Here is a 2,905-nt window from a genome sequence, read left to right as displayed (position 1 = left end):
AGCGGACTGAGGGGCACCGCCGGATCAGGCGCCCGGAACGAAGTGCTTCTGCGCCGTGCCACGGGCAATCAGGCGGGAGATGTAGTCGAGTTTCTGCGGGTCTTTGTCGACGAAGCGGAAGGTCAGTTGCAGCCATTCGCTGTCCGGCGTCTGCTCGTGGGCGACGATAGCGTGCAGGTAGCCGTTCAGACGAGCGGTCTCGGCGTTGTCGCCCTGCTCCATGTCCAGCACCGAGCTTTCCAGCACTTGTGGCAGGGTGTCGGTACGCTTGACCACCAGCAGCGCTTCCTTGAGGCTCAGGGCCTTGATCACGCATTGCTGGGTGCCGCTGGAAAGACGCAATTGGCCTTGCCCGCGATTGCTGGTCGGCGCTGACGCGGCAGGTGCCTTGACGGGCGGGCTGTTGAGCAGGCCACGAGCCGGGGCGGCAGCCGCAGCGGGCGCAGGGGCGGCGGCAGCGACGGGCTTGGCGAACGGGTTAGCTGCGGGCGCCGCGGCGACCGCCGGAGCAGCCTTGCCACCGGTCAGGGCGCTGAGCGAATCGTTGCCAAACGCCGAGTTCATCTTGGTCGGGGCGCTGTTCATCAAGGTGTCGAGCTTGCCCACCTTGTTCAGGGCCTGCTTGACCTTGGTCAGCAATTGTTCGTTGGTGAACGGTTTGCTGACGTAACCGGAAACGCCGGCCTGGATCGCCTGGACCACGTTTTCCTTGTCGCCACGGCTGGTGACCATGACGAACGGCATGCCCTTGAGGTTGTCCTGCTGGCGACACCAGGTCAACAGCTCCAGGCCCGACATCTCCGGCATTTCCCAGTCGCACAGCACCAGGTCGAACGCTTCACGGGCCAGCAGGGCCTGGGCTTTCTTGCCGTTCACCGCGTCTTCGATGCGGATGCCTGGGAAGTAGTTGCGCAGGCACTTCTTCACCAAGTCACGAATGAACGAAGCATCGTCCACGACCAACACACTGACCTTACTCATCCAGATACACCTCTAAAAAATCCCGGCAAGCATACCGCTTTACTGATGGCACATAGCCAAAAACCTTCAGTCACGCCGGGACTTTTCGTTCGCGGGGTGCTGCTTTCGATTAAAAAAATCGCAAAAAAAAGCCCGACCAGAAGGCCGGGCGCTTTTCTTGGCAATCTTACTTATCGTCAGTTTCACCGGGAACATTAGCGGTTTCGGACGGGGTACCCTCAACTTCTTCCTTCATCCGCTTGAGGCCCATGTGCCGCACATCGGTACCGCGCACCAAATAGATCACCAGTTCCGAGATGTTGCGTGCATGATCGCCGATACGCTCAAGAGAACGCAGCACCCAGATGATGCTCAACACCCGCGAGATGGAGCGCGGATCTTCCATCATGTAGGTCGCCAGCTCACGCAGGGCGGTCTTGTATTCACGGTCGATGATCTTGTCGTACTGGGCCACCGACAACGCCAGGTCGGCGTCGAAACGGGCAAAGGCGTCCAACGCGTCACGAACCATGTTGCGCACCTGGTCACCAATGTGGCGAACCTCGACGTAACCACGCGGCGCTTCGCCTTCCTCGCACAACTGGATGGCACGACGGGCGATCTTGGTGGCTTCGTCGCCGATCCGCTCCAGGTCGATCACCGACTTGGAGATGCTGATGATCAGGCGCAGGTCGGAAGCGGCCGGCTGGCGACGGGCCAGGATGCGCAGGCACTCTTCGTCGATGTTGCGTTCCATCTGGTTGATCTGGTCGTCGATCTCGCGCACTTGCTGGGCCAGGCCCGAATCGGCCTCGATCAGCGCGGTTACCGCGTCGTTGACCTGCTTTTCCACCAGCCCGCCCATGGCCAGCAAGTGACTGCGCACTTCCTCCAGTTCGGCGTTGAACTGTGCGGAAATGTGGTGGGTAAGGCCTTCTTTACTAATCATCTTTGGCGTCCTTGGAGCGTCCGGTAAGGTGCGGCGGACCGCAGCGTAGATTCACAATGAGCAACAACGGCTTCCTAGCCGTAACGACCGGTGATGTAGTCTTCGGTCTGCTTCATGGCCGGATTGGTGAACAGGGTATCGGTGTCGCCGAACTCCACCAGTTTGCCCATGTACATGAACGCGGTGTAGTCGGACACCCGCGCCGCCTGTTGCATGTTATGGGTCACGATGACGATGGTGAACTTGGACTTGAGCTCGTAGATCAGCTCCTCGACCTTCAGCGTCGAGATCGGGTCGAGGGCCGAGCAGGGTTCGTCGAGCAGCAGGACCTCCGGCTCCACGGCGATGGTGCGGGCGATGACCAGGCGTTGCTGCTGGCCGCCGGACAGGCCCAGGGCCGAATCGTGCAGACGGTCCTTGACCTCGTCCCACAAGGCCGCACCCTTGAGGGCCCACTCCACGGCCTCATCGAGGATGCGCTTTTTGTTGATGCCCTGGATGCGCAGGCCATAGACCACGTTCTCGTAAATGGTCTTCGGGAACGGGTTGGGCTTCTGGAACACCATGCCCACGCGGCGACGCAGCTCGGCAACGTCTTCGCCCTTGCGGTAGATGTTGTTGCCGTAGAGGTTGATTTCACCTTCGACACGGCAGCCGTCCACCAGGTCGTTCATGCGGTTGAAGGTGCGCAGCAACGTCGACTTGCCGCAGCCCGACGGGCCGATGAACGCGGTGACGCGCTGCTTCGGAATGTTCAGGCTGACGTCGTACAGCGCCTGCTTCTGGCCGTAGAACAGGCTCAGGCCGGGCACTTCGATGGCGACGGTTTCCTGGGCCAGGTCCAGGCTCTGCTTGTCGCGGCCCAGGGCCGACATGTTGATGCCGTGTGTGTGTGCTTCGTGTTGCATGGGAGGCTCCCTGTGCTAACAAATTCGGTTCGGAACGCCTGTGTGGCGGCCCCATAAAATTTCAATGTGGGAGCGAGCCTGCTCGCGA

The 2,905-nt window shown here is 60.9% G+C and carries 3 protein-coding genes; all 3 read right to left on the bottom strand.

From position 1 onward, the window contains the following. Positions 1-24 precede the first annotated feature (24 nt). The 3 genes from OC610_RS24665 to pstB all read right to left on the bottom strand — a co-directional run bounded on the left by OC610_RS24665 (position 25) and on the right by pstB (position 2,817). A complete protein-coding gene (locus tag OC610_RS24665; protein ID WP_264431588.1) occupies positions 25-981 on the bottom strand; it encodes a response regulator in 957 nt (318 codons plus the stop codon). 166 nt (positions 982-1,147) lie between these two features. Beyond that, on the bottom strand, positions 1,148-1,909 hold the full coding sequence (gene phoU, locus OC610_RS24660; protein WP_030139132.1) for a phosphate signaling complex protein PhoU: 762 nt from the start codon (positions 1,907-1,909) through the stop codon (positions 1,148-1,150). 74 nt (positions 1,910-1,983) lie between these two features. Further along, positions 1,984-2,817 (bottom strand): phosphate ABC transporter ATP-binding protein PstB, encoded by an 834-nt coding sequence (pstB, locus tag OC610_RS24655; protein ID WP_264431584.1) that lies wholly within the window; start codon positions 2,815-2,817, stop codon positions 1,984-1,986. Positions 2,818-2,905 lie beyond the last annotated feature (88 nt).

Origin of the sequence: Pseudomonas agronomica (genome assembly GCF_025917275.1) — a bacterium.
Taxonomy (GTDB): Bacteria; Pseudomonadota; Gammaproteobacteria; order Pseudomonadales; family Pseudomonadaceae; genus Aquipseudomonas; species Aquipseudomonas agronomica.
Note: the sequence above shows the minus strand (reverse complement) of the source record. Positions and strands in the feature narration are given on the sequence as shown.

Bases quoted from the DNA above. Each gene is read 5' to 3' on its own strand.
- OC610_RS24665 (WP_264431588.1), bottom strand. From the start codon at position 981: ATGAGTAAGGTCAGTGTGTTGGTCGTGGACGATGCTTCGTTCATTCGT.
- phoU (WP_030139132.1), bottom strand. From the start codon at position 1,909: ATGATTAGTAAAGAAGGCCTTACCCACCACATTTCCGCACAGTTCAAC.
- pstB (WP_264431584.1), bottom strand. From the start codon at position 2,817: ATGCAACACGAAGCACACACACACGGCATCAACATGTCGGCCCTGGGC.